Annotated in this window: 22 protein-coding genes; 13 read left to right on the plus strand and 9 right to left on the minus strand. The window is 55.7% G+C overall.

Annotation, left to right across the window (positions count from 1 at the left end; translation table 11 throughout):
- Window positions 1-251: 251 nt before the first annotated feature.
- The 5 genes from HDF15_RS15995 to HDF15_RS26470 all read left to right on the plus strand — a co-directional run bounded on the left by HDF15_RS15995 (window position 252) and on the right by HDF15_RS26470 (window position 4,666).
- A complete protein-coding gene (locus tag HDF15_RS15995) occupies window positions 252-2,087 on the plus strand; it encodes a restriction endonuclease (protein WP_184257286.1) in 1,836 nt (611 codons plus the stop codon).
- Between the two features lie 959 nt (window positions 2,088-3,046).
- Window positions 3,047-3,277: a hypothetical protein gene (locus HDF15_RS16000; RefSeq protein ID WP_184257288.1), complete on the plus strand. Its 231-nt coding sequence runs from the start codon at window positions 3,047-3,049 to the stop codon at window positions 3,275-3,277.
- A gap of 48 nt (window positions 3,278-3,325) precedes the next feature.
- Complete coding sequence (locus tag HDF15_RS16005) at window positions 3,326-3,907, plus strand: J domain-containing protein (RefSeq protein ID WP_184257289.1); 582 nt, start codon at window positions 3,326-3,328, stop codon at window positions 3,905-3,907.
- Between the two features lie 93 nt (window positions 3,908-4,000).
- Entirely contained in the window at window positions 4,001-4,198 is a 198-nt protein-coding gene (locus HDF15_RS16010) for a hypothetical protein (protein WP_184257291.1), read from the plus strand.
- A 270-nt stretch (window positions 4,199-4,468) separates the two neighbouring features.
- Window positions 4,469-4,666, plus strand: a complete 198-nt coding sequence (locus HDF15_RS26470; RefSeq protein ID WP_409254881.1) for a helix-turn-helix domain-containing protein — start codon at window positions 4,469-4,471, stop codon at window positions 4,664-4,666.
- A gap of 75 nt (window positions 4,667-4,741) precedes the next feature.
- Here the strand turns inward: HDF15_RS26470 and HDF15_RS16020 are convergent, their stop codons facing one another.
- Window positions 4,742-5,026, minus strand: a complete 285-nt coding sequence (locus HDF15_RS16020; protein WP_184257293.1) for a helix-turn-helix domain-containing protein — start codon at window positions 5,024-5,026, stop codon at window positions 4,742-4,744.
- 147 nt (window positions 5,027-5,173) lie between these two features.
- Between HDF15_RS16020 and HDF15_RS16025 the strand changes: the two genes are divergently transcribed.
- The 4 genes from HDF15_RS16025 to HDF15_RS16040 all read left to right on the plus strand — a co-directional run bounded on the left by HDF15_RS16025 (window position 5,174) and on the right by HDF15_RS16040 (window position 12,804).
- On the plus strand, window positions 5,174-5,818 hold the full coding sequence (locus tag HDF15_RS16025; protein WP_184257295.1) for an RNA polymerase sigma factor: 645 nt from the start codon (window positions 5,174-5,176) through the stop codon (window positions 5,816-5,818).
- 201 nt (window positions 5,819-6,019) lie between these two features.
- Window positions 6,020-7,117 carry an anti-sigma factor gene (locus tag HDF15_RS16030; RefSeq protein WP_184257297.1) on the plus strand — a complete coding sequence of 366 codons (1,098 nt, stop codon included), beginning with the start codon at window positions 6,020-6,022 and terminating at the stop codon, window positions 7,115-7,117.
- Window positions 7,118-7,212: 95 nt separating this feature from the next.
- The gene (locus tag HDF15_RS16035) at window positions 7,213-10,329 is read left to right on the plus strand and encodes a TonB-dependent receptor (RefSeq protein WP_184257299.1); all 3,117 of its coding nucleotides are present in this window, start codon (window positions 7,213-7,215) and stop codon (window positions 10,327-10,329) included.
- A gap of 72 nt (window positions 10,330-10,401) precedes the next feature.
- Complete coding sequence (locus HDF15_RS16040) at window positions 10,402-12,804, plus strand: hypothetical protein (RefSeq protein ID WP_184257301.1); 2,403 nt, start codon at window positions 10,402-10,404, stop codon at window positions 12,802-12,804.
- 94 nt (window positions 12,805-12,898) lie between these two features.
- Here the strand turns inward: HDF15_RS16040 and HDF15_RS25940 are convergent, their stop codons facing one another.
- From HDF15_RS25940 to HDF15_RS16075, 8 genes are all read right to left on the minus strand, one after another.
- On the minus strand, window positions 12,899-13,033 hold the full coding sequence (locus HDF15_RS25940; RefSeq protein ID WP_260331121.1) for a hypothetical protein: 135 nt from the start codon (window positions 13,031-13,033) through the stop codon (window positions 12,899-12,901).
- Window positions 13,034-13,113: 80 nt separating this feature from the next.
- A complete protein-coding gene (locus HDF15_RS16045; protein WP_184257303.1) occupies window positions 13,114-14,895 on the minus strand; it encodes an asparagine synthetase B in 1,782 nt (593 codons plus the stop codon).
- A gap of 143 nt (window positions 14,896-15,038) precedes the next feature.
- The gene (locus tag HDF15_RS26475) at window positions 15,039-15,437 is read right to left on the minus strand and encodes a lasso peptide biosynthesis B2 protein (RefSeq protein ID WP_184257305.1); all 399 of its coding nucleotides are present in this window, start codon (window positions 15,435-15,437) and stop codon (window positions 15,039-15,041) included.
- A complete protein-coding gene (locus HDF15_RS16055) occupies window positions 15,428-16,792 on the minus strand; it encodes a phosphotransferase (protein ID WP_184257307.1) in 1,365 nt (454 codons plus the stop codon). Before HDF15_RS16055 ends, HDF15_RS26475 begins: the two co-directional genes overlap by 10 nt.
- A 17-nt stretch (window positions 16,793-16,809) precedes the next feature.
- Complete coding sequence (locus HDF15_RS16060; protein WP_184257309.1) at window positions 16,810-17,064, minus strand: PqqD family protein; 255 nt, start codon at window positions 17,062-17,064, stop codon at window positions 16,810-16,812.
- Window positions 17,065-17,285: 221 nt separating this feature from the next.
- Window positions 17,286-18,842 carry a hypothetical protein gene (locus tag HDF15_RS25945; protein WP_260331122.1) on the minus strand — a complete coding sequence of 519 codons (1,557 nt, stop codon included), beginning with the start codon at window positions 18,840-18,842 and terminating at the stop codon, window positions 17,286-17,288.
- 1,098 nt (window positions 18,843-19,940) lie between these two features.
- Window positions 19,941-20,492 (minus strand): hypothetical protein, encoded by a 552-nt coding sequence (locus tag HDF15_RS16070; protein ID WP_184257311.1) that lies wholly within the window; start codon window positions 20,490-20,492, stop codon window positions 19,941-19,943.
- A 196-nt stretch (window positions 20,493-20,688) separates the two neighbouring features.
- Complete coding sequence (locus tag HDF15_RS16075) at window positions 20,689-21,852, minus strand: IS481 family transposase (RefSeq protein WP_184257313.1); 1,164 nt, start codon at window positions 21,850-21,852, stop codon at window positions 20,689-20,691.
- Window positions 21,853-22,182: 330 nt separating this feature from the next.
- Here HDF15_RS16075 and HDF15_RS16080 point away from each other — a divergent pair, with 330 nt between their 5' ends.
- From HDF15_RS16080 to HDF15_RS16095, 4 genes are all read left to right on the plus strand, one after another.
- A complete protein-coding gene (locus HDF15_RS16080; RefSeq protein ID WP_184257316.1) occupies window positions 22,183-22,467 on the plus strand; it encodes a hypothetical protein in 285 nt (94 codons plus the stop codon).
- Window positions 22,468-22,499: 32 nt separating this feature from the next.
- Complete coding sequence (locus tag HDF15_RS16085) at window positions 22,500-23,435, plus strand: ArdC family protein (protein ID WP_184257319.1); 936 nt, start codon at window positions 22,500-22,502, stop codon at window positions 23,433-23,435.
- Entirely contained in the window at window positions 23,435-23,839 is a 405-nt protein-coding gene (locus HDF15_RS16090) for a DUF6908 domain-containing protein (protein WP_184257321.1), read from the plus strand. The genes HDF15_RS16085 and HDF15_RS16090 overlap by 1 nt, the downstream gene beginning before the upstream one ends.
- 92 nt (window positions 23,840-23,931) lie before the next feature.
- A complete protein-coding gene (locus HDF15_RS16095) occupies window positions 23,932-25,530 on the plus strand; it encodes a ParB/RepB/Spo0J family partition protein (RefSeq protein WP_184257323.1) in 1,599 nt (532 codons plus the stop codon).
- Window positions 25,531-25,798 lie beyond the last annotated feature (268 nt).

The raw sequence follows: 25,798 nt of genomic DNA on the forward strand, positions 1-25,798 counted from the left end.
GGATACTGGAGAGGCGGACGTTCATCGTTGAGGCGGAAAGCCGGCCATGGTCGCCCGGTACTCCGTCAGGAGTGATCCGGTCAGTGGCCGCGACCGGCCGAAAGGGCAAACAGGTCGTCGAAGGCCTTCGTGTAGTTTCGGCGGGTGTGGGGAGAGACCACCAACTCCAGGACCATCTTCCGCAGCTCGGGTTAGAGCACCAGCCACAACAGCCCGCCCTCCCCTAGTAGTTTGAAGGGTAAGATCACGTCATGCCCGAGGAACTAGTCCTAATACTGGTTGTGCTTGGCGTCGCTGGATGGATCATCTACGCGGTCGCAAAAGCCATAGTGGAGGCAACTCAAGCTACTCACAAAGAGATCACCGAATCTCTAACCAGAGCCAATGCGACTCGCTTCCTCAAGAAGAAAGAACGTCTTAGAGCTTTCGTTCGGATAAATCTCCCCGCAGAACTGGAACGCACTGACCAGACGATCACCCAGCTCGAGGCCGCGTTCGCAGCACGACGGAACACCTCGAAATGGGTGGCGCATCGGCCAACGTGGCAAAAGGTGCCCTTCAAAGCCTTCGCTGCCCCGACGCAGAATGCACAATCGACCGAGATGAACGTTCGGGAGCTTGCTTTGATCCTTCGCCCGAACGCTGAACCGTGGCACGAGAAAGAAAATAGGATGTTGGGAAGCGACTGTTCGTATCCGTGGCAGCCTCCGTCCTCCTCGCACTGTCTCGAGTTGGAAACGTTCACCATTTCCGAAATACGAATGGAATTCGCCATATTTGAGGCAAGCTCGAAAAACATCCGCGAGAAAGATCTGGATCGCTTCTTTGGCAATGAGCGCGGAGAAGTCGAGCGCTACAACGAGAAACGTCGATTATTGCTCTTTAGATACGAGAAGCTTGCCAACTCTGTGGCGGCGTGGAACGCTAAAGAAAGACAACAGTGGACACAATATCGTGATTCATCTATCGCTTTCGAAAAAGAAGAGATGGCAAAGTTCCAAGACGCGGCTCGGGCATACAAGGATGAGTGCATCGCAGAGAACACTCGCCTGCGCGAGGTCCTCAACGGCTTTCGTGCAGGACAGAAACAGCAAGTAATAGATCGACTAGATTACATTGTTGGCTCCATCGAATGGCCGGTATCAATGCCGCGGGTGTGGCAAGCCGATTATGACGAAGTGCAACACATTCTCATTGTCGAAATTGAGCTGCCGAACATAGTTCATAGGCCACCAGCAAAGTTCGTTGAACAGAGGATTGGCCTTGTTGCAAAGCCTCTTAATCAGAAAGAATGTGGTGAATTCATCCCACAGTTTCATCCAGCGATCATGCTCAGAGCAGCTTTCGAGATATTCCGAAATGCTGATAGCAGCGTCGTCCAGCTCTTGGCTTTGAATGGCTGGGTCAGTTTCCACCACCCACATACCGGTCTCGACACGAGAGCATACACGGCAACTCTCCTTGTCGAGCGGGAGCAGATCGCTTCCCTGAACCTAAACAGAATCGATCCCTTGGCTGCCTTTCAGGCGCTGAAAGGTAAATCAGCAGGAAAGCTGATCGAGATTATTCCCATCGAACCGGCCCTCAATATGAAACGAACTGATTCTCGCTTCGTGGCCGCCAGAGACGTGTTGGAATCCCTCGGAACGAACACCAACCTTGCTGCGATGGACTGGCAAGACTTCGAACACCTGATTCGCGAGTTATTCGAGAAGGAATTTTCCGGGCGTGGCACTGAAGTGAAGATTACCCAAACGAGCAGAGACCGAGGGGTGGACGCTATAGTTTTCAATCCTGACCCAATCCACGGCGGGAAGTACATCATCCAAGCAAAGCGCTATACCAACACAGTGGACGTGAGCGCAGTTCGCGACCTTTGCGCCGTCGTCCGCAAGGAGGGTGCGTCACGTGGCATTCTCGTCACAACTAGCACCTACGGAGCAGATGCATATACCTTCGCGAACAATGAACCGATCACCCTCTTGGATGGGGCTCAACTCCTCGGGCTCTTGCAAAAGCACGGCTATCAGTTTCGCGTCGATCTCGCCGAAGCGCGACGCATGAAAGCTGAACAGACTGATCTATGATCTTTCGCCCTGGGGATGCTGCGTCAGCTGCCTTTGCTGCTTTCCCTATACCCCGGGTGATACAGCATCACCAGCGTTAGAAAGATCACTACACCAACCGTATCGCCTGCGAGAAGGCCATGCTTGGAGAGCCCGGAGGACTTGCCGCCGACCGTTTCAAGTTAGAAGTTGGGTGCTTTTGACTAAAACCCCGAAAGTCAATTAGGACCATCTTGGGTCACAACACTAAACGTCAAAAATCGTACGCTTAGGCTCCGTTACGCAAACCTGTTGCCAGTCGAGAAGGGATGTAAGCCCAAACCCCCAGAAAATTCCGCGACCTTTAGACCATGCTATTCGTCGTCGCCAGACGATCCTTCAATGCCGCGGGTGGGGTGGCGGCCCATCTTGGTTACGCAAATAGCGCGTAATGAGTCTCCGATGACCGAATGCGCTGGCCAGCTTTTGGGCGTGTCGGCCAGAGCGGTCGCAACCACGGCGGCAACGCCAAAGGCTACACCGAATACAGAGGTTTTTTCACGTCGAAGGTCGTGGAACCGTTTAGCTTGAAGCTGATCCATTATCATTGTGCCGAATAGGATGAGGAACTCTTTATGTCAACGACGTCAAAAGACTGTAACGATGCTTGGAAAAAAGGATATATTGACGGCTATAAATCGGTCCGAGGAACGTCTCCGTCGGTGCCATCGCGACCAGGCACCTACCCAGCAGCAACCCTAAATCAAGTCGCTTATTTTTATCAATTGGCTTATGTCGCTGGGAAGAAGGCGGCGGCAAGATGAGTCATAATGTAGGGAAGCAACACCTTATAGCCTCCCTAGTATGCTGGCAGGTGAACTCGACGAATTCACCTTTTGACTGCTGATGCTTGACTCCACGGGACAGTGTCTCGATGGGCAGAACTCTCCAACCACATCGGGTCACCAACCTTAATTACGGATACGGATTGGAGTTTGATCATGTCTTGGCTTGGCCAGGTTATCAGGGCGTGGAGAGCGGGTCTTCGTGGGGAGAATCTCGATGATTGGAATGATCTAGAGTGGCCGGATTTGAATAATGGAGGAGCTGGGGATGAGTTAAATGACGACTCAGGTGCTGCCATCCGTCAAATTGATATTAGTTTGATCGGAAATCTGCTCGTGAAGGGGACGACTCAGATCGCTGCCGACTCAGCCATCGCCGTAGCATAGGAAGGTGGCTGGGATTACAGGCTAGTTGATGCCAGCGCGTTCGGCCCTATGGCAGAATTGACTGCGGAACTGACGGGCATTATGCCCGGCCATCTGCTAATCCTGATGAACATCCAGACGCTCCCTCCACCATTCGTAGAGTGCTTGATTCATGCACTGGAAAACCAATCGATATTGGTCAGGATTTCGTCGAACCTCACCATCGAAGTTCCAATCTATTCATTTCCAATTTTCGCCACCTGTACGAACATAGATTACTGTTCCCCAAAGTTGCTGGCGCATTTCCCTGTACAACTCGACGCCGAGACGGGATTGATTGAAACAATTGATCGGGAGGACATTCCTGATGTTTCGGGACCGGACGTCAACTTAAATGATCCGCGATCTATGAGTAGCGATGCGGCACTGCTTCTGTTGGGTTTGGCCCCAGGCACCTCCGTAGTAGAAATTCGGCAGGCTTATCGTAGGAAGATCGCTGAATGGCATCCTGACAAACTTGAAGGAATGGCCTCTGAGCTAAAAGTCTTTGCCACTGAACGAATGAAGATGCTGAACGCCGCGTATGAATTGCTTATGATCAAACCTCCTGTAAGACCTTATGCTGACGCCAGCAGCAACAGCAACGGGTAAACGAGAAGCTGATTCAGAGGACGATAGCATGACAAGGATGACGTAGGGCATTTTCAGAGGTCAGGTGTGCTATGCTTCCGCAGGAAATCATCCATGTCCCTGTACGTCGGAGTCATCTGCAAACGTCCTACCTGTAACCGGTTCATCTGCCTTCCCCTCCAACGGTTCCAGGGCGCCGCCATCGCCTACGAGGTCGCAGGCGATCACTCCTGTTCGCACTGTGGAGAGCTGCATTCGTACAGCAATCAGGATGCGGTCGACGAGCATGGCAATTCGATCGCCGAAGTGTGATCCCCGCATGCCGCCCGAGATCGAACTCGCCCCACCGCTCTCTCCCAGTTCTTCTCCTGTGCTCGTCCCGCCAGACAACGCCGCCCCACAGTCGAACGGCCTGAACGCCGCCCCAGGGCCAGGGTTGAGAGTAATAGCAACTATAGTTGCTATTACGTTCGCTAGCCATCCCCACACGATGGTTATGTGCCAAAACCCGTCGGAGCAGACAAGAAACGCAAGACTACGACGCCTAATCAGGTGTTTGGTACTGCTGTGACTGAGAAGCGGGTGTCACATGATCTTTCACAAGCCACCTTGGCGGCTACGCTGGGCTATAGCAACTACTATTTGGGCAAAATAGAACGCGGTCACGCAAATATCACGTGCGATGTCATGTCCGCGATCAGCAGCTATTTCCAGATGTCAATTGGGCAGTTCTGGACTTTTGCCGAAGCACTGCCAAGGAAATCGCCTAGTGGAAGGTAGAATCTGCCGGGAATGATTCTCAGCGCAGATCCAAGAGCAATTGCTCCTGGAAAGAAAACGATTCAAGGTTGTCTCTTATGAATCAACAGCTTGGCTGGTCGGTGCATTCTCTGCATATGCCCAAAAACGACTGAGCGGCAGCAAATCGTAGTAGCTGACGATTGCGTACATGATATCGAAGGAAAAATTCTCTTTACCTTGTTCGATGTTTCGCAGGTAGAACTCTTCACAGCCAACTTTTGCCGCTACCACCGATTGTGAAATCTTCTTCTCGATTCGGAGTTGCGTGATGGCAGCGCCAAAGCGCTCCCTAGGAGTCGTAGACTTTCGTATTTTGCCGACCCCAACCGGTTTTGCCACAAACCAATCGTGCAGCCAGTCATCTGAATTGAACTAGCAACTATAGTTGCGTATACTTCGTTTCAGCAACTATAGTTGGATACTCGTTCCGCGCAACGACATCATTCATCACCCCAGTCATTTATCGGAAGTGCAAAGGGAAGAGCAATGAGCTCAAAGGCCATTCTTTACTTTCCGAATTCTCTCGTGAGGCCGGACGACGCTGCCGTAGCAGAAGATGAGTCGCATGCTTTGGGCAGAGAAACGCTCTCAGATGAAGCCCTCCTTGAAGCCGTAGGTAAGGGATCGAGGGATGCTCTTGGGTTCCTCTTCCGTCGGCATGCCCGCGCCGTATTTCATGTTGCCTACCGAATTCTCCGAGATGAATCTGAAGCAGACGATCTCCGCCAGGAAGTCTTTCTCTATCTCTCCGAGCGAGCACAGCATTTTGACCCCCAGAAGAGTTCTGGAGCTTCCTGGATTATCCAGGTGACGTACCATCGCGCGATCGACCGGCGGCGGTACCTGGATTTTCGGCAGCATTACACTACGGAAGAGTTCGATGAGCAGCGGATGCCCACTATGGCGGTACAACCTTCCGCAGAAGCACTTGATGGCAAGGCGATTCGAGCTCGCATGAACGAGCAACTCACCCCGGATCAACAGCAAACACTAGAGCTTCACTTCTTCGAAGGATATAGTCTTCGCGAGATTGCGGAGAAGCACGGAAAGACGGTCGGCAATGTCAGACATCACTATTACCGGGCGTTGGATCGCCTGCGCTCTCATCTCTTTCCCCCGAAGCGGGGCTAGGGTGAGAGAATGGATGGCAAATTGCACTCCAAGGGAACTGAGCCGTTGAATCCCCAACTTCATGACGAGTTCGTTGCTCTGGTTGCGCTCTACTATTCCGGGGACCTCACAGACGAAGAGTGGGCCTTGCTGCAGGTACACCTTGCGTACTGCGACAGTTGCCGGAACACGTTTGAGCAATACCAGCACATCACCTCGAATGTGATTCCGCTGATGGCAGCAAGCGCGGCCGCCGAGATCGATAGCCTGCCCAGGGAGTCAGACAGCACTATCGCGGCAGCGGAGCGCCGCCTGATGGCGCGGTTGGAGAGTCCCGTCACCCTTCCGCAAAATTCTGCGCCGAAGCGACCTTCCTGGCACGTATGGGGTATCGGACTGGCGGCTTGTTTTGTTGTGTTTGGTGCTTTCGCTTATTCGCGTTTCGTAAGGCATGGATCCGAACGGCGACAGCTGTCGATTTCCCAGTCCTCGGCGAATGGTCCATCCGTTCCTCCAACGGTAACGCTGGCGCGCAGCGCGGATTCGCTGGCTTTGCAGCAGAGCCAGGCCGAAGCCGCAACGCTGCGTCGGCAGATCTCGGCTATTGAAAACTCATCTGTGCGGTCCGAATCTTCCGCGGCAACTCTGCGACACCAACTCCAGGCAGAGCAGTCGCAACGTGACCAAATTGTTTCGGAAAGAGATTCTCTGAGCGCGCAGCTCTCTACAGCCCAGGCGGAGTCACAGGCGTTGCGTGAGAAACTCGCATCTTCCGAATCCTCGGTAGGTCAACAGGGCGTGCAGGTCAGTGCTCTCGAAGCTAAAGTTCGTTTATTGGATGCAGCGCTGGAAGAAACAAACAGCGCCCTCGATGACAGAGAGCGAATGCTCGCCCTCGATAAAGATTTTATGCAGCATGACCGTGACATCCGAGATCTGATAGGCGCGCGCGACCTCTATATCGCTGATATCTTCGATACGAATGAAAGCGGGAAGACCACGAAACCTTTTGGCCGTCTCTTCTACACCCAAAACCGCTCTCTGGTCTTTTACGGCTTTGACCTCGAAAAGCAGCCGGGATTGAAACAGGCAGCTGCATTTCAGGCGTGGGGCAGCGGAAGCGACAGCCAACCTATAAATCTCGGGTTGTTTTATCAGGACGACAGCCATAAACGGTGGGTCCTTCGATTCAACGATCCGAAGACCCTGGCGCGAATGAATATGGTATTTGTTACGGTCGAGCCTCCGGGCGGAAGCAATAAGCCGACCGGCAAGCAGCTTCTCCGAGCCTATCTGCAAATTCAGCCAAATCATCCATAATCGAATAAGCGAGGAAGCAGTTGGTACACCTTCGAGCGGCCATCCGTAGATAGAGTGTGCCCAAATCACTCTCCACCCTTCGGAGCGCCTGCTGCATGAAACGTTGGATCGCGTTGTTCCTTCTCTGTTTTTCCTCCGGGCCACTTTTCTCCCAGTCCACGAACGCCACAATCAGTGGAGGTGTCACGGACCCCTTAGGCAAGCTCATTCCTGATGCAGAAGTCGCCATTCAGAATGATGCGACGGGAGTGGTTTACAACTCCAAGACCAACAACTCCGGGATGTACCTGGTCCCGATCCTTCCGCCCGGCCACTACCACGTCCAGATCTCCAAGCCGGGATTCAAGACCATCATCAAGGCGGATGTCGTTCTCAATGTGCAAAGTGCTGTCGCTCTGAACTTTGTTCTGACCGTTGGCGCAGCCTCCGAGAGCGTCACTGTCGATGAGGCGACTCCGCCGATGAATACCACCGATGCCTCCGTGAGCACGATCGTCGACCGGCAATTTGTTGAAAATATTCCGCTGAATGGTCGAAGCTTTCAAGACCTTATCTCGATGACGCCCGGCGTGGTTACACAAAGTCCGCAAAGCACACTCAGCACGGTCGGTAGTGGAGGCGATTTCAGCGTCAACGGCCAACGCACTGAGTCGAACTACTACACCGTCGATGGAGTCACGGCGAACATTGGAGCTGGAAACGGTGGGGGCGCGGCTGGTCCCTCCACGGGCGGGACGCTGTCTGCCTCGACTGCTCTAGGAACGACGCAAGCCATCGTCTCTGTGGACGCGCTGCAGGAGTTTCGCGTGCAGAGTTCGACCTATTCTGCTGAGTATGGAAGGTCTCCCGGAGGCCAAATTTCGCTCGCAACTCGTTCAGGAACGAATTCTTTCCATGGAACCGCGTACGACTATCTTCGCAATAACTTCTTTGACGCCAATGATTGGTTCAACGATCACTATGGGAAGCCCACCCCGGCATTGCGGCAAAACGACTTTGGAGGGACGCTTGGCGGTCCAATCCGAATTCCAAAGTTGTATGACGGTAGAGACCGCAGCTTCTTTTTCGCTTCGTATGAAGGCCTAAGGCTCACCCAGCCGACAGCGGCCTCGATCCAATACGTTCCCGATCTCTTTATGCGCCAGCAGGCCACGGCCGCGATGCAACCCATTCTCAACGCGTTTCCGATTCCGAACGGAGTCGACTATGGCACAACCGCAGCGCCGAATTTGGCCCAGTTCATTGCTCCGTTTTCGCTCCCAAGCTCGATCAACGCTACCAGCGCGCGTGTGGATCACGTTCTTGGAAGCAAAATAGCCCTATTCTTCCGTGTCGGGGACACAACCAGCTATACAGAGTCACGACCCTACTTCGCTCTAACGACCATCACCAGTGACGTCCAGAGCTACACCCTGGGCGCGAACTCGCAGATGAAAAGCAACATCTCGGACGAGTTCAGGGTTGAATATGCCCGTTCCAATTCGTCACAGATCGGCGTTCTGGATTCGTTCGGTGGCGCAACCCCCACGAATCTTGCTGCTGATTTTGGCGCTGGTTCAATCGCTTCCGTGCAACCGGTCGTGTACCTTTACTTTTCGGGAATCGGATCTTCTCTTCTCACGCCCTATAACGGTCGAAATGAACAACGGCAATGGAACATCGTCGACGGTCTCAATGTCTCCTATAGAAATCACGTCTTCAAGTTCGGTGTCGATGATCTTCACCTCAAGTCTCCTATCCTGCCTCCGTCGCTTGAGCTCTATCCGAGCTTCGAGTCGTCGCAACAGGTTCTGACAGGTACGCCGGCCCTCTCCGAAGTCTTCAGCTTTCTCTCCTCAACACCACTGTTCCATCAAACGGCTCTCTATGCCCAGGACAATTGGCATGTCCGTTCAAGGCTTAGCATCTCCTACGGGCTTCGTTGGGAGCTCTCTCCGCCCCCCACCGAGCAACACAGCAACGACGCGTACACCCTGAACGGCACCATCAGTGATCCGGCCTCGCTGTCGGTTGCTCTCCGCGGGACCCCGCTTTGGCGAACCACATGGTTTAACTTCGCTCCGCGTCTTGGAGTGGCGTGGACGGCAAACGATCAACCGGGGAGAGAGACTGTCCTGAGAGCTGGTGGTGGCGTATTCTTCGATTCGGCGAACGAGATCGGAGCCCTCGGGTTCAGTAACTTCGGATTCCGGGCCTACAGCATAGGGACCGGCGACTCCTTGCCGTACACTCCCGCACAGCTTTCCGTCCCGATTTCCGTCTCGCCGCCCTACACCTCGGGAACGATCATCGCTTTTCCTGCTCACCTGCAATTGCCCTATACCCTGGAATGGAACGCGGCTCTTCAACAAGCGTTGGGCAAAAACCAGTCCTTGACGTTCTCCTATGTCGCCTCCAACGGCAGACGCTTGCTGGGCCTGCAGGAGCTATCCGTCTCCGCACTCAATCCGAACTTCAGCTCGATTGAGTATTTTGCCGGTGGTGTGACTTCAAACTACCAGGCCCTGCAGGTCCAGTTTCAGCGCTCCGTGGCTCACGGACTCCAGGCGTTGGGCTCGTACACTTGGTCTCATTCCCTCGACTTCGGCTCAAACTCCACCGCGCTGCCGCTACAGCGGGCGGACTCGGATTTTGACGTTCGACACAACGGGCAAGCCGGCCTGACGTGGGATCTTCCTGCTCCCAACGATCTGCCGAGTCCGATCGCAGTGCTGGCTGACGATTGGTCCGTTGACGCAAGGCTTAACGTGCGAACAGCATTTCCTGTCACCCTTGGTGGCGGCCTCACCACAGACCCCGCCACCGGTGAGGAGTTCGCCGGCGGATTGAACCTCGTACCACACCAGCCGATCTATCTGCATGGTTCACAGTATCCAGGTCGAAAGGCCATCAACCCCGCCGCATTCACGCTTCCGGCCTCAGGCGTCTCCGGTAATGCGCCGCGCAACTTCGTCCGAGGGTTTGGCGAGTCACAACTCAATCTAGCAGTGAACCGCGCCTTCAAATTGCCGGACAATCTGATGCTTCACTTCCGCGCAGAGACGTTCAATCTCCTCAATCATCCCAACTTCGGATATGTGGATTCGACCTATACGGACGCCACCTTCGGACAGGCTACGAAGATGTTGAACTCGAGCCTCGGCACGCTGGCTTCGCAGTATCAGCAGGGAGGATCTCGTTCGATGCAGTTTGCGCTCAAACTGACCTACTGATTCATTCAACGCCATTGGCGAGGACGTAATTTCCTCCTGCCGTTCATCCCCCTGTTCACCCCGGAGTTCCTCATGTTTCTCGCCCAACGCTGGATCGTCAGCGTATTGACCCTCCTTGTCTCTCTAAATGCGTTCTCGCAAGACCGTGCCTTTTCAGTTCGGGATGACATAGCTATGGTTCGCTTCAATCACCTTGCGGCACGAGCCCCAGGTTCTGGTTCCGATATAGCGAATCGTTCCCCCGATGGCAAATACTTTGCGGTTGTGACGACGAAAGGGATACTAGGTGAAGATCTTGTCGAATCCGACATCAATTTATTTGATCGAGACGCGGTGGAATCGTACCTGGAGAATCCGTCCATCCACGTTCCACCTCAACCGAAGGTGATTGCTCGAATCAGATCGTATCCCCACCATCAAGAGGCGTCCGACTACGCTCCCGTGATTAAGGATGTTCGCTGGTCTCTGACCGGAAGTCAGATCTTCTTCCGGGCAGAGGATATGAGAGGAAACTTTCAACTTTATGAAGCAGACGCAGAAGGCGGGGAGTCCCATGCCCTCACCCCGGTTGCTCGTAGCGTCGAACACTTCGATCTCGTGAAGAACGTGATTGTCTATACGTATTCCATGCCGCAAAGTGTGGGGCAGGAAGAATCACCCCGGAATCTTGATGCTATCGATATTACGGGTCGAGATCTGTACGACGTCCTCTTTCCTGGCCGACAGCAAGCCCTTAGGCCCGAGAACTACTCGATGGGAGTTTTGAAGCGGCGGCAGGGCCACTGGCAGGACCGTCCGGTGCCCCAATATTCCTTTCGCGACGGGTCGTACCTCGATTCTGTCTTTCCCTTCGTCTTGTCTCCCCTAGGAGACAAGGTCATCACTGTGGCTCCTGTGACTACCGTTCCGGAGGCTTGGAAGGTGTACGAGCCGGCTCCGGGATATGGGCAATTTCGTTTCGGCAAACAGGACTCGCTTCGCGTGGCTCCGAATAATCCCAATCGGCCGCGCCAGTATCTGGTAGTGGATCTCGCGACTGGAAGGATTGATCTCCGCGTTGAGGCTCCGAACGGAAGATCCTTGGCATACATCGACTCCAACCGTGCGGCGTGGTCGAATGACGAAACCCGCGCCGTGGTCACCAACACCTTTCTGCCGTTGCCGGAGGATTCTTCGCCTGCAACGACGGCAGGACCGTGCCCAGTGGCGAGTATCGATCTCCCCACGAGAATGGTCCAATGCCTCTTTCTTCCCCGGGACAAGAGTACGAAGGGGCATCCCCGGGTGATGGATGTTGCCTTTGGACGGGACAAGAACGAGATCGTGCTCCTCGTCAGCGGCGTGTCTGCCGGTAACGAAGTCATGCTGTATAGGCTCATCAATGGAGCGTGGACGCTGGCCTCTGTCAGCGAACTGACGGGGATCGGTCTGGATATTCCCGAAACGCTGGCGCAAAGAAGATCGGTTCAGTCAGAACTTCGAGTCTTCATCAAGGAAGGTCTCAATACTCCGCCCACGCTATGGGCTGAGGATGCGACGAAGAAGTTGTCGCGACAGATTTGGGATCCGAATCCCCAACTCTCCCATCTCCTCTTTGGCGAGGCCGCGGAGTATCGCTGGAATGACAAACGCGGTCATGAATGGACTGGCGCCCTGGTCAAACCGGTTGGATTCACACCCGGGAAGAGATACCCGTTCGTCCTGCAAATGTATTCCTACCATCGAGGGGAGTTCCTTACGGATGGGACGAGCCCAACGGCGTTCGCGGCACGTCAGTTGGCCAGTGCCGGGTTTGTTGTCCTGCAGATTCCCAAGAGGCCCGATACGTTCTCCGACGCAGACCCGCAGGATGCCTTCGAAGGATATCGAAGTGCTGTCGCTGCGTTGTCGGAGGATGGCCTGATCGATCCCAAGAGAGGCGGCGTCGTTGGCTTCAGTTGGACCTATTGGTATGCGACAAACGCTATATCGCAAGACCCCTCCTTATTCGCTGCTGCGACAGTCGCGGACGGTCTCGACAACAGCTATATGCAATATCAGCTCACAGCCGTGAATGGTTATGGCATACGTCAACAGATGGAAACCATCTACGGAGGCGCACCCATCGGCAAGGGGCTCACTTCGTGGCTCGAAAGAGCTCCTGATTTTCATTTCGATCGAATCCAGACGCCCGTAAGAATCGAAGCCATCGACCCATGGTCCGTGCTTGGAGTATGGGATCTCTACGCCTCTCTTTTCCTCCAGGGAAAGCCTGTAGATCTTATCTACTTCCCGAAGGGAACCCATATTCACCAAAGGCCGATGGAACGACTGGAGTCTCAGCAGGGAGACGTTGACTGGTTCAGATTCTGGCTTCAAGGCTATGAAGATCCCGATCCGTCAAAGCTGGACCAATATCGTCGTTGGAGAGAGTTGAGACAGCTACGGGATTCGGCACAGACCAGCGTTGTCCCACCGAACGCCGGCCAAAAATAAACAAGGCGGCTCATCCACGCCGTCACTTCGGTATTGAACCGGAGTGGCATCGTTTCGAGCCGCCTCAACGAACGAGCGGATACTTAACTATCGACTACTCGTCCGCCTGGTACGCGTTGATCGTGGAGGGAAGTACGCCGTTCCCTTCCAAGCTGGGTGAATTCTTCTCGCTTTGGATGGTGGAGATTGCAGGGAACGTTCCGGTGATTTTGGGTTGAATGTAGCGCATTGTTCGGTCCTCTTTTCGTGCTGAATTTCCGTGCGACCGATGTCCATGAAGAGACACCGAGGCACGGAGCTTGATGACCGTTAGGGAACGGTCGAACTTATCGATGCCAGGGCATCTGCGGGGTTCGCTGTTCGGAGCGTGGGCGTGTGATGGCTACTACGAAGCCAGAGTTCAAGCGTGATGGCTCGTAGTAGTCCCTGCCAGTGCCGGGTGTCCCCTCGCGCAATCTGATTAAGGCCGCTCCGTAGCTCGTCGGCGTTTATCCACCCGCGCTGGACCACATGGGCGGAGTTTGTGAAAAGGCCCTGGAGATCATCCGCCGCTTCGCGCAATGCGGTCAATGGGCCGTGAAGCTGGAACGCCTTTCTGCGACGTTCGAGAATCTCCCCGGGAACGATCTTTGCAAGCGCGCGACGCATCAGGAAGCGCCGCCTTCCCGGGCGCAGAATCTGTGCTCGCGGAATGCTGAAGAGATATTCCACCAGATCCTTGTCGAGATAGGGGTAGCGATATTCGGGACGAGAGAGGATCAGTGGAAACAGATGGGGGAGCGTCTCCATGATGCTCCACCACGACATAGCGTTATCCAGCCTGCTGGGTGCACCCCAATGAGAGAACAGCCCTAGATGAAGAGTCTTCTTCGCATGGTGGAGTGCGGGACGGAATCGCGTTGAAATCCAAGGCGGAAGCTTTTGATTATTTACTGTCTGGAACTGGAACGTCTTCGAACTGTGGACTGCAGTCCTGGCCAACGTAAGAGCCAGCGGACTGCGGTCTACCATCGACCAGGAGACGGCTTCGCGGCACAGGCGAATCCATCGAAAGAACACAAGATGGTCTGAGAGCTCAGGTAACCCCGTGGGAACGCCTCCTAAGACCTCATCTCCGCCAATGCCCGACAGGATGCTGCGAAAACCGCGTAGCCAGACCGTGTCGTGAAATCGACGTTCTTTTCGAAAAGTGAGGTTGTCAGCTCCAGGGATTAAGTACAGCCCCTCTGCGGCATCATGAGGCTCAAACGTTCTGTTGCGCAGCTCGATATCGATATGAGTGCCCACCCTTCCACGAATCTTCTCTGTGATCGAGAAGTAGGTTCTCTCGTCAAAGGAAGCTTCTGAGTCATCGAAGTAGGAGAGTGTGTCGAGGATCTCTGCATTGGGATCGTTCATGCGCCGCATGTGATCTGACATGCAAACGATCGAGGTTGAATCCATTCCGCCACTGAGTTCGGCGAGGATGGGTGCGCCCGGTCCGGTTCGCCGTGCCACCGCTTGACGAAAGAGACTCACGAAATGCTCGTCGTACTCGGCCTCGCTCTTGTACTGGATCGTTTCGCGAATCAGCGCACTCCAGTGCGCGTGCCTGGATATCTTGCCGTCAGCGATCCGGAGGTAGTGGCCGGGAAGAACCGAGTGAATGCTTTCATAGGGTGTGAGGTCTCTCATCGGCAACTGGGCAAGATACCTTGCGGCGTAGTCTTCGGAGAGACTGCGATTGATCCCAGTCTGCACGAGCGCGTCCAGAAAAGTCGACCAGCGAACCTCGTTCTTCGTTTGAGCAAAATAAAGGGTTCGCGTTCCAGCGTGATCGCGCGCAAGGTAAAGCTGCCTGTTCGGCCCTGACCACAGAGCCATCGCCCAATCGCCGGTGAAACGGGCAAAACAGCTTTCTTCCCAGCGCTGGAAAGCGCAGATCACGATCTCCGAATCCGACGCCGCTGCGGCGTCTAATCCGAGTTGTTCGGCCAGCTCACGGTAGTTGTCCAGGCGACCGTCGAAGCTCACTACATTGCCCTGGATATCTGCGATCGGAGCTGCATCCATCGTCGAACGCTCATGGCTTGGATACGGCTGGAGGCTCATGCCGATACTTCCTTTGACGTAGAAGCCCGTTGGGCCAAACGCGAAGCGGTCCGTGAGCCCACAGGATCTTCTGAGCTCATCTTGCGACACCGCTCTCCCGTCTTCCGTCAAGATCCCACCGAGAATGCTCATCACAACCTCACTCAACAACGTTCGAGTACTTGAAATATTTCCGTTACGTAGGGCTTGTCGTTGACCACGGCACCTTCTACCTCCACCCATGCGTGGGAGAGGAAGGGAAGCAGCTGTGCTCCGATCACCATCTCGCTCTTCCATCCGTGGCGGCTTAGCAATAGCGCCAAAGCAGCGGAACGCTGCAAACACAGGACAGGTTTGAAATAGAAGACACAGGCTAGATCCATTGCATGGGACAGTGCGTTTGGACTCTCGTTCGTCACCATCCGAATTTGCCTCTCACGGACGAGGTCATAGAGCCGGGGAAAGCCCCGAAACTTCATCACAACGTCGACAGAAAACAGGAGAAGCCAGCTTTCTAGCACACGGCCTCTACGACGTCGACGATCTCGCTGTCTCACTGACATGGCGTCTCCTGAAGCGATAGCTCCGTACCGGCGCGATCCATATACCGGGCCAACATGCGCGAGTAGGTATGGCGACCCGTAGAATGCGGGATATCGCTCTGTAGCCAGTCCCCTCGGCCATACAGAGCCGAGGTTGCGGCCACAAGCGGCATGAAGCGAAAGGCCGATTCGAGCAGGGAAGGATCGCACACCTCACGCATAGCGTGGCTGTACCGGTGTTTCAGGATGCGGTTCACCGAAGCCTTTGTGCCTGTGTCAACGATGGGGTTCAAGAGCAAGAGATGCTGCAACGTCACGAGTGGATGACCGACATAGCCCTCGGCCCAGTCGAGAAGATGACAGCCGTTCCCCGTGAAGGCGAGATTCCCCAGGTTCATGTCGTTGTGAAGAATCGTTGTTGGCAGGGCTTGAGATTCAAGCCACGTGCACGTGTCTTCGAAGACTCTGCGAATTTCGATTAGCCGTCTGGGCGTCAGTTTTGGGGCTTTGGTAGAAGTTTGGAGTGCCATCGCTTCCGTGACATGATCGAACAGAAGGGGCGCTTGGTTGTATAGGACCGAGAGACGTTGGTCGAATGCTCCGGCCTGCAACAATTCGGCTTCCATTTCCGCCGTCTTGGTCTGTAACTTAGCCAGAGTCTCCACGGCGGCCCCCAGCAGACGCAGAAGCTCCTTCGGTTCCGGCGGCATCGCCGCGAGGGAGTGGCCTGCACCAGTCGTTAGCCACGCGTTCCATTCGGGCTTGTCGTTCAAGAACCTTGGCAGGCAATCGGGGGCGATATCGGATAGCAGATGGGTCAACCGCCGTTCGTGGGCATGGCGAACTCCGGTTGCCTTGAGCCAGTAACTGTTCCTGGAATCGATAGGGAATCGTACGAGCGTGTACGTTGCGCCGGCGTTGTACTGTTCGAGGTCCTCTTTCGCACATGGCTTCAGTCCTGTAGTTTCCTCGATCCACGCCATCGCTTCGTCGATCCAGCCAATGTGAGAAAACGGTCCTCTCCCTTGATCGTCGAGCACCTTCAAGAGGTCGAGTTGTTCCTCGTCAGAGATCTCGCCGTTTGGGATCTCTGTAGCGTTCACCCTGAGAAACGCAGAGGCACCTTGGCTGGAGAGAAGTTCTGCTGCGACGCAGGTCGGAGTTGAGCTTCCCAAATCATCGAGGATCAGAACCGCGATCCCCCATGAACGTTTCAGCTCGTTGCAAAGCTGACGCGCCGGCCGTGCCTTAGGCGAAACAACAACTCGTGGAAGACGAAGTGTTCCGTTTGCCTCGCACATCAGAACTTTCCGCGACGAGGGTTCGATCACGGCCACGCGATGCTCGATGCCGTCGAAATTCGTCTCTGCTGGCATGACTGTTCTCCATGTCGTCAAGCTGGGAAGATATTTTGCTTGCGAAGTTCGGCGATGAAGTCTCTGACATCGCGTGCAATGATGTCCGCGGAGGCTCCCGTTTCTGCGGCAAGCTTTGCGACGATGGTGTCTTCGGTTTCTCCATGCTCAAGCGCTCGCCAGATCAACGCGCCTGTTGGGTTCAGCGTTGTTAGCGTGCCCTGACTGGTATCGAGAACCGCAGCACCGTCCTGATTTCCTGTGCTCCGGAGATGAGAAAGGCTCTTGTCCATTTTTGTTCTCCCCGGTCAGGTCGATTCCATCGAACCCTTTCGTGAAACAGAGCATCCATCCTCGTCGGGCTCGGGGCAAGAAGAAATTGCTTGTTGGCCAAACATACTTCGACTCCTCAAGAAGTGGGAGTTACGCGCATCAAATGCAGCGCTCTTTGTGCAGACAGGGAGTCTGTTTTGGCCAAATCTACGGCGTCGTCACGTTTGATGGTTAGCGAGGGCTAAATGGGGATCGCGACACCAGATACTCGGCTTACGTTACGGAGCTCGTCTGGGTAGAACGTCACCTTCACGCCGCCTTCGCGATTGTTGGATAGCAATGCGAAGCGATTTCCGTCTCGTTCGAGGTGACCACAAAGAATCTCCACCCCTCTGCGGAGGACATAGATCGGCCGTGACCACCCCTTCTTGCTCTCATCGCTCCGCGTATTCGGAGTCGCTGGCAGCTTCTCCAGAAGCATCCAGGAACCGGGCGCAATTTGCGGATGCAGACCCCTGATCGGACTCCCCTGCGCCAGTCGAATCACGCGGTCGTCCCAGAGACTCAGTTGAGGAAACTTCACTGCCAGCAAGGGCGGCCACTCAACGAATTCTCTTTGCCTCGTCTCCCACACCTCTGTGGGCATGGGAGCTCTTGCTGCTTGGCGCGGGATCAATAGGTCCCCATAGTTCTTCGCCGCAAGCAGCGTGTCGAGCGAAAACCGATTTGTATCCCGGATGATGTATCCGCCGGCTTGAAGAGAATCTGTGTAACGCGCGAAGTGTGCCAACGTCAATTGCAGGAGGGCAGGGACATGCGGCTCGGAGGAACTTGGACTACGGTACCGCCGCCAAGTCCGATCACTGAAGTTCGATTGCAACTTCGTTTGAAGGAACTTTCGGACCATCTGCTCTTCATCCCGAGATCGACGAAAACGTCTGTATCCGGTGGCGAGTAAACTGTCGCGCGTGCGATGTTCCCAGGGAAGAATGAGAGCTGCGCTGCCCTCGTAGCGAGCTAGCGAACCTTGAGAATACTCAGGCAACGGCAACGAGACAGAAAACATACGGATGCGACCAGCCACTCGCACCGACTTTGGATAAGCGAACTCTTGAGGTCCGGAATAGGATCTCTCCGAATTCAACAGTTGCAGCCTACCTCGTGTGACTACGCAGCGGCTGCATCGATATCCGTTCGTGAATTGAAGCAGGTAGATGGATCGAGGATTGGGTTGGCGCGCTTCTGCCTCCTCGATGGGCTCGACAAGAGCCATGGCTCCTGGGGGCAGGCTCGATCCCAGGCTGTCCTCCGTGCCGACATGCACATAGAAGGTTCCTGGCCGTCGCCATGCCGGTCCCTTCAGTGCGCGCATGGGGATGTCGCGCTGCCAACTTCGTACGAGTTCCCCAAGCGTTGCATCCGATGTGTACGCCTCTGAGGAAGCCAGTTCCAAAGGCAGATCCACGAGAAGATCACGCTCAAACGCATACGACTCAACGATATGGGTTCGACTGCCGTTCAATCGCAGTTCGTACTCTCGAATCCCACCCAGATCGTATCCAAAGAGCCGGTGGGCGCCTTCGATCGTCAAAGAGAAGATATCCGCAATCTCGAGCAGCAGGCTCAGCGTCGGATGATCTCCCGTCCGACGCAGGTTTGATAGCAGGTTCTTCGTGATGAGTTCACGTCGTTCGAAGGCATAGCGTTCGCGATCATTCGACGGCGTGAACTGTCGGTGCAGTTCACGGAGATGCACGACCGCGTCAGAGATCTCGTTACGGGGAACAGGTCGATACACAGCGAAGGGCTTCTCTCAAAAGAACTCAACATCGGGAGCTGCGACATCGCTGAAGTAAGGAGCCGAGTGTCACATGCCGTTCGGTGGATCACGAATGACTGTCTTGGTTGATCGAACATGTCATCTGGGAACCACCACTTCGATCGCTAACCTGGGCCCGCGGCAAGCAATGTGGCTGCTTGCCTTCTAGCCAGTGTGCCTTCCCGCCCCGGAATCTGCAACCAAGTAAGATCCCAAACCGCACTCTGCACCTCCTCTTCATCAGAGACTTTCATGTTGGGAAATGAATCAGCGATCAATGCTCTTGGGTAAATTCCCGGTGGGTATCTGACCAACAATTCCAACAAGATGAACGTGTTGACGGGAAGATGTCTCTTCCCGCGCTCTAGCCGCTTGTGCGTCTTCCGCTCCCATCTCAGCGGGCCGTTCCTGCCCGCAACGCCCTCCCCGATAAGACCGGCGTGCTACGCACGCGCCGAAGGAAACCAAGCCTTCCTAGGGGTGAGTGTACCGGGACATGCGTTACGCTGTGGACCTGAGACATCCGTTACAAGCCCCTTGCGGTGGCGATGGTTCGGCTTGAGGGCATAAGAAGACATATATCCGGTCGTCGAGGCCGTGGAAATGTGGAAATCCCAAAGGGATTTCCAAAGAGTGTGGGAAGGGTGGAAAGCCGGCATCCTGGCTTTCCATGCTTTCCATACTCTGTCATTTCCATGGCCTGCTTTTCACGCTCGAGAGCTCCATAAACCGTTAGGCCGCCACCCAGTGCAATGCACCACGCCCGCCTTTGATGCTCATCGGTATTCATAGCTTGTGATTGAGTGCATTGGCGATTCGGCGGCAACGGTCGGATAAGTCGGGAAATCGAGCACGATGACAAGCTCCTGCCGTAGTTACCTATAACCCCGTATTGCGTGAGGGTCGAAAAAAGCTAGTTCTCCGACGGATGCTCAATATCGTCGATGACCAGCACTTTCCCGGCCTGTTCGTTGGCACCAACTTCAACCCGAGCTGCTCATCAATCGCGGCAAACAGAGATGCACCTTCCGAGCTAAAGCTCATCCCATTTAAACCAAGTCAAACTGGCCCGCTACTTCAGGCTGGTTCGATCACGGTAGGGCGGGCGAAGCGGGCGGGGCGTTTGATCATAAGCAGGGCGCGGAAGGCAAGTTCGGCGCAGAGCAGCCAGAAGTAGCCGTTGCCGCCGATGCGGGCGCGGAAGATCAATGCGAGAACGCCGAGGACAGTCAGACGAAACGCGATGTCCACCATCTTCGCGCGAGCTGGGCGCTCGTACAGGCGGATGCGCCAGGCTCGGAAGCCCTCAGAGGCAGAGGCGATCTCCTCGTCGGATGGCTCTAGCAGAGGCTCACCGTCCTCGTGGCGTTGCCTGGCCTTCACAGCGAGGTAGATCCAGTAGAGCGGCATGATGCAGCTGAAGATATGCGCGACGCGGCAGAAGTCCCACTCATGCCACGTGAACCAGATCAGTGGTGGGAGGCCAAAGACAAACGCTGCATACACGGCCAGTACGATCCATCCGGCGATGCGCTTGCCTGTCCCCTGGGAAGCATTGAATGCCGCGTGACGCGCCCAGAGACCAAGGTCGCGCCAGGCAGGCTCCCGTTTCTGTTTACTGTTCTGCATGCTTGCCTCGCAAAGCTGAGGTGCGACTGCGAATCTGTATGTCCACTGTACAACAGCAGCGGGCGGGGGACTCAGCTGTCGATCAGTTTGATCTAGATCGGACCCTCCGCCCTCCACAAATCGCCTACAAAGTCACGATTTCGGCAGCTACTATTCTCAGATCGTTACCAGCAGGTCAATGCACTCATCGATGGGTTCAGACCACTCTTCGTGCAGCTCTGAAGCGAAGCTCTTCGGAATTGAATTCTCCAATCTCCATCTCTCGAAAGAAGACTTTGTAAAACCCCGGTGTGATCAACTCGACTCCCAACTCTTCGAAGCGGAATACTTCGCTGATGAAGACTCTGTTCTTGTGCCAGCTGATGTCGCCGCTATTGTTGACTCGCCGCAGCAGAAGACCCTTCGGGTACGTGAACTCTGGCAACTTCCGCGGCAGTCGGATCGAGCTGGGGATGTAGAGACTTGCTGGAACCTGGTTGTTTAGGCCCTCGTGCGGGCGCTCGTTATTGAACACGTAGCGAAAGTTATCGAAGCGGCTCTGCTGTGCACGAAGGGATGACGCAGGTGGGTTCGTCGTGTCCTCCTTTAGCGTGCGATGCATCCGCTCGTGGCGGCCATTTTGTTGCGGTCGACCTGCTTGAATGCGTTCGTGCCCGATCCCAAGCTTCATCCATCCGAGCGAGAGCTTTGACAGCCCCAGTAGCCTCGTGCCCGCAAACGGTGCGCCGTTGTCGGTCCTGATCCGTGCTGGCATCCCATACTCTCGCATGGCTGCTTCGCAGATTGCTCGGACTTGGCTGAGGTCCATCCGCGAGACGATCTCGCAACGAATCAAGTAACGGCTATGTGCGTCCGTGATGGTGAACGGATCGCAGCGCTTACCGTCGCCGGTGGCGAAGTAACCCTTGAAATCCATGCACCATAGCTGATTTGGACCCGTGACCAGAGAGAACGGCTCAGAGCATGGCGTCGTGCGTTTTCTCCTCCTCTGCGGACTGGTCAAGCCCGCGCGGCTCAAGGTGTTACCGAAAGTGCTAGCTGCAGGCCACACCACGTCTGGCTGGAGCATTTCCAGCCTTGCCTTGAGTTTGCGCGCGCCCCAGGACGGATGCTTCGCACGAAGGACGAGGATAGCGTTCTCCAGCGGCTCGAGTGTCGCGTGCGAACAGGTGTGCGGGCGTCGGCTGCGATCTACGAGCCCTTCCGGCCCAGTCTCGTTATAGCGATTGATCCAGCGGTAGGCCGTTGGACGCGAGATCCCATACGCGCGACACAGGTCCGCTACCGTCATCTCTTCCTTTCGGTAACTCGACAGAAACTGTAGACGTTGATCCAAGATACGACTCTCTTTCCATGGCATACAACATCGTCGTGTGTGCCCAAATATCGAGTTTCCATAGCCGTCGCGCTTCGCTGTAAACCATGTCTCCGGTCTGTTTGTAACGGAAGTGCTAAGTACGCTCAGGGGCTCCGCCCCCCGCGCGCGTCAAGGGGTCTCCCCAATCTTCCGCGCTTCGCTTGTGCAGACCTCCGCTGCGCTGCGCCCTTTCCGTTCCGGCTGCGCCTGCACTGCAAGGGTGGGAGATGCCCCTCCCCTTGACGCTTGCTACCCCCGCCTTCGCCAGGGGGCGTTCGGCATGTACATGCCGCGTTTCAACGCGGACGTGCAAACGCAAAAGCGGGAGGCAAGATGCGACCAACACAAACCAAACCACCGGGGACACCGAACCCTTTTACATGGCGGCGCTTCGCCAACGTGTATATGGGCGAACACCTTCTGGGCGAGGACACCGTAGACCTCGCGCAATTGGGCTTTTGCGGCGATACGGTCACCGTCTCCTGCGCCACCTGCGGAGAGGTTCTCGGGAATATTCCCGTGGAGCTTCTCTCGGATGGGCCGGAAGACATCACGACAACCCACATCACCCCTGTGCTCGATTGGCACTGCGCGAAATATCATCCGCGCCCTGCATAAGCCAATGCTCCACAACCTCAAGGAGGAACACTATGAACACCGCAATCGCCACATCCAGCCCCGTCCATCCGTCGACCCCAAACCCCACACCGTTGCCGCACAAGACCGACCGCCCCAAGGGGCTGAAAGAAGCTATCGCCGCCAACGTGAAATGCCTGATTGAACAGCTTGAGGCAGGACATAGCGATGCCCTCACCGCCTACCTCAACGCCATGAGCCGCTTTCATAACTACAGCTTTGGCAATGTCTTGGAGATCGCATGGCAGCGGCCAACCGCAACCCGCGTGGCCGGACTGTATGCGTGGAACCAGTTAGGCCGCAAGGTGAAGAAGGGAGAGAAGGGCATCCGCATTCTCGCCCCCATCATCGGCATCAAGCGCAAGAAGGACGAGGAAGCCGAAAAGGACATCACCCGCCAGAACACCCACGTTCTTGTCGGCTTTCGCAATGCCTATGTCTTCGATGTCTCGCAGACCGAAGGCGCGGAGCTTCCCGCACTGCGCGAGATGAGCGGCGATGCGGGAGAGAATCGTGATCGTCTTCTCACCTTCATTGAGCGGCAGGGAATTGAACTCGTTTTCACCGAGAACATCCGTCCCGCACTCGGTACGAGTTATGGCGGCCGCATCGACATCCTGCCGGGACAGTCCAAGGCCGAGGAGTTTTCAACCCTTGTGCATGAAGTGGCGCACGAGTTGTTGCATAAGGCCGAACGCCGCACCACAACCACCAAGGTTGTGCGTGAGACGGAGGCCGAGGCCATCGCCTTCGTCGTCGGCAAGGCCGTTGGTCTGGATACTGGAACCTCGTCCGCTGATTACATCCATCTTTATCACGGCAACGCCTCCTTGCTGGCCGAGAGCTTGGAAGTGATTCAACAGACCTCCAGCATCATCCTTGCCGCATTGCAGCCGCCGACCGAAGAACAGGCGGCTATGCCCGATGCAGAACTCGCGCAGGTGGCCTAATGCAGACCATCCTCGCAATCCTCAAACAGGCCGGAGGTTGGAACCACGGCCTTTACCTCAAGATCGAGAACCCGCCCTATGCTGCCCTCGTCATCGACGCTATGGACGAATCCGGCCCGTGCGGTTTGCCCGCATTGTCTGTCGCGCAATATGGCGACGCACTATGCAAACCGGAGATGTGTTTCGAGCTTGGATTAGCAGACGGGCCACAGCTGAACCCCTTCTATTACCGGAACGACTATGCGGGCATAGAGCAATGGAGCCGATACATCTACGACGGTGACTACATCCACCTTTCCGATGTGCATATGCAACACGAGCGACTGGCAAGGCAGTGGGACAACAACCTTCGCTTGCAAGGTTTCTCCGAGGCCTTCGACCCGCACAAGCACATGCGTGGTTAGCCCAAGTTCCCCGCCCACCGGAGCGGAGGCAGGAAAGCGCGTCCGCTCCACAACCATCATGCAGTGCAACCGCTCGAAAGGAGCACGTCATCATGAACACCGCTATCGTCAACAATGTACCGCGTGAGCTTCCCATCGCTATACTCTCCGAGTCACCTACCAACCCGCGCCGCGTCTTCGACGAAGCGTTTCTGAAAGAGCTTGCCAGCAGCATTGATTCGCAGGGCGTTCTCGCATCCTTGCTCGTGCGGCCCAAGAACCAACGCTATGAAATCGTCTTCGGGGCGCAGCGTTTCCGCGCCGCGCAGATCGCCGGGAAAGAGTCTGTCCCCGTCGAAATCCGGGACATGACAGACGCGCAGGTCATGGAGGCGCAGCTTGTCGAAAACCTTCAGCGCCGGGACGTGCATCCTCTCGAAGAGGCCAACAGCTTCAAGGGGCTTCTCGACCTGGAGGAACCCAAGTACAGCATCGAACAGATCGCGGTCAAGATCGGTAAACCTCCCGCCTACATCGCCACCCGTTTGAAGCTGACCGAACTGGCCGAGGTAGTCATAGATGAGTTCTACCGTGAGGAGATAGGAATAGGCCATGCGCTGCTTCTGGCGAAGTTACCGCTCGATAAACAGGGAGAGGCGCTTAAAGCTTGCTTCCGCGAGGATTGGAGTGCATCGAGCGACCGCAAGGCGAAGCGCCTTCTTCTCCCCGTTCGCAATCTACAAACGTGGGTTGAGCAGAACATCCTGCTCGTCCTCAAGGACGCTCCGTTCGATAAGAAGGACGCGCATCTTGTTGCCATCGCCGGGAGTTGTGTGGACTGCCCCAAACGGACGGGACACAACAAGCTCCTCTTCTCCGACCTCAGCAAACAGGATGCTTGCTCCGACCCAAACTGCTATCAGGCGAAGGTGGACGCGCATGTAGCCAATGCCATCGCGGCCAAACCCAAGCTCGTGCAAATCAGCACGGGTTATACGAAGCCGCAGGAGGGAAGTGCCGTCGTGCCGCGTGGCAAGTATGTAGCCATCACGGGAGAGAAACCGAAGGACAAGGAACAGGCGCAACGGCCTCAGTATAAGACCTGCAAGTACACCACCGAGGCCATCATCGCGGAGGGCGACGGCAAGGGCGAGGTCCAAAAGGTATGCGCCAATCCCGCTTGCCCCATCCACCACCCGAAGAAGCAGCAGTCGAACGTCGATGCTTCTTATAAAGTGCGGCAGGAGAAAGAGCGGCGCGAGCAAGCCATCAGCCATGCCACCGGCGTCAGGACGCTTGCCGCTATCGCGGCGGCTGTGCCTGTGCGGATGATGAAACGCGATCTGTTCTTCGTGGCAGAACGTCTCGCGGGGATACTGGGCGACAGCCATCTCACCGCCCTCGCCCGTCACCATGGCATCAAGTCAACAAAAGCGAACGAGTCCATCTCCAAACTCTTCACCGCGTACCTGCGTCAAGTCGAGGAGAGCAAGCTGGGTAGCGTCGTGATCGAGTTGACCATCCTCCTCGCCGCCGCCCGTGGCAACAGCGCGACTGTCCTGCGGGACGCTGCGGTGGTCTACAAGGTGAACACCGACGCCATCGCCCTCAAGGTGAAACAGGAGTTCGCCGCCAAGGAGAAGATGCAGGTCGCAAAGAAGGGTATGGTCAAAGCCCAGCCAAAAGACGTGAAAAAGGCGAAGGCTGCCTAGCCTTCGCCCCTTGCCGTCGATGGCGCCTGCGAACCAGCAGGCGCCATTTTTTGCCGGTCCTTCCCACCCCGGGCGTTGCTCCTGCCAGGCAGGGGCAAGCTATGCCCTCCCACCCGACGGGCTTGGATACTTCAGTAATCTTTGCCTCAAGAGACCCACGCCTCAGGGCACTGGTTAGATTGACCTTCAATCGCCAGCGGGAGAGATGCCTCCTGGGTGCCCTCGTGCTTGCGACCTCAGCAGTCGGCCTGGTCCTGGTGGTAAAGAT

It is taken from the genome of Granulicella mallensis (genome assembly GCF_014203225.1).
GTDB lineage: Bacteria > Acidobacteriota > Terriglobia > Terriglobales > Acidobacteriaceae > Granulicella > Granulicella mallensis_A.

Bases quoted from the DNA above. Each gene is read 5' to 3' on its own strand.
- HDF15_RS15995 (WP_184257286.1), top strand. From the start codon at position 252: ATGCCCGAGGAACTAGTCCTAATACTGGTTGTGCTTGGCGTCGCTGGA.
- HDF15_RS16000 (WP_184257288.1), top strand. From the start codon at position 3,047: ATGTCTTGGCTTGGCCAGGTTATCAGGGCGTGGAGAGCGGGTCTTCGT.
- HDF15_RS16005 (WP_184257289.1), top strand. From the start codon at position 3,326: ATGGCAGAATTGACTGCGGAACTGACGGGCATTATGCCCGGCCATCTG.
- HDF15_RS16010 (WP_184257291.1), top strand. From the start codon at position 4,001: ATGTCCCTGTACGTCGGAGTCATCTGCAAACGTCCTACCTGTAACCGG.
- HDF15_RS16025 (WP_184257295.1), top strand. From the start codon at position 5,174: ATGAGCTCAAAGGCCATTCTTTACTTTCCGAATTCTCTCGTGAGGCCG.
- HDF15_RS16035 (WP_184257299.1), top strand. From the start codon at position 7,213: ATGAAACGTTGGATCGCGTTGTTCCTTCTCTGTTTTTCCTCCGGGCCA.
- HDF15_RS16040 (WP_184257301.1), top strand. From the start codon at position 10,402: ATGTTTCTCGCCCAACGCTGGATCGTCAGCGTATTGACCCTCCTTGTC.
- HDF15_RS25940 (WP_260331121.1), bottom strand. From the start codon at position 13,033: ATGCGCTACATTCAACCCAAAATCACCGGAACGTTCCCTGCAATCTCC.
- HDF15_RS16045 (WP_184257303.1), bottom strand. From the start codon at position 14,895: ATGAGCCTCCAGCCGTATCCAAGCCATGAGCGTTCGACGATGGATGCA.
- HDF15_RS26475 (WP_184257305.1), bottom strand. From the start codon at position 15,437: ATGTCAGTGAGACAGCGAGATCGTCGACGTCGTAGAGGCCGTGTGCTA.
- HDF15_RS16055 (WP_184257307.1), bottom strand. From the start codon at position 16,792: ATGCCAGCAGAGACGAATTTCGACGGCATCGAGCATCGCGTGGCCGTG.
- HDF15_RS16060 (WP_184257309.1), bottom strand. From the start codon at position 17,064: ATGGACAAGAGCCTTTCTCATCTCCGGAGCACAGGAAATCAGGACGGT.
- HDF15_RS16070 (WP_184257311.1), bottom strand. From the start codon at position 20,492: ATGCAGAACAGTAAACAGAAACGGGAGCCTGCCTGGCGCGACCTTGGT.
- HDF15_RS16075 (WP_184257313.1), bottom strand. From the start codon at position 21,852: ATGCCATGGAAAGAGAGTCGTATCTTGGATCAACGTCTACAGTTTCTG.
- HDF15_RS16080 (WP_184257316.1), top strand. From the start codon at position 22,183: ATGCGACCAACACAAACCAAACCACCGGGGACACCGAACCCTTTTACA.
- HDF15_RS16085 (WP_184257319.1), top strand. From the start codon at position 22,500: ATGAACACCGCAATCGCCACATCCAGCCCCGTCCATCCGTCGACCCCA.
- HDF15_RS16090 (WP_184257321.1), top strand. From the start codon at position 23,435: ATGCAGACCATCCTCGCAATCCTCAAACAGGCCGGAGGTTGGAACCAC.
- HDF15_RS16095 (WP_184257323.1), top strand. From the start codon at position 23,932: ATGAACACCGCTATCGTCAACAATGTACCGCGTGAGCTTCCCATCGCT.